The 345-nt window shown below is 39.4% G+C and carries 1 protein-coding gene; it reads right to left on the bottom strand.

The features are described 5' to 3' along the window. Positions 1–345, bottom strand: a 345-nt coding sequence (locus K6T82_RS24095) for an ATP-binding cassette domain-containing protein (RefSeq protein WP_223711571.1), incomplete at both ends; no start/stop codon positions are given.

The raw sequence follows: 345 nt of genomic DNA, 5'->3' as shown, positions 1-345 counted from the left end.
AAGGAAGTCCGCTGATATATTCTTTGATATTGGCAACATCTGCAGCGTATACCAGTCTTTCTTTATCAATCCTGTCTTCTCCAAAAGCAATATTGTTGGCAATGGTATCGCTAAAGATAAATCCTTCCTGCATTACAGCGCCAATATTTGCTCTCCATGCTTTTTGCGAAATATTTTTAAGCTGCGAATTTCCGATACAGACTTCTCCTTTTTCGGGCTCATAAAATTTCAGAAGCAGTTTCATTAATGTTGTTTTTCCGCTTCCGCTGACCCCTACAATTGCAGTTACTTTGTTGGCTGGAATTACTAAACTCAAATCGTCCAAAACTGGAGCATCTGCACCTA

Source organism: Flavobacterium potami, from assembly GCF_020026915.1.
GTDB lineage: Bacteria > Bacteroidota > Bacteroidia > Flavobacteriales > Flavobacteriaceae > Flavobacterium > Flavobacterium potami.
This window is presented reverse-complemented; position numbering and strand designations above follow the sequence as displayed.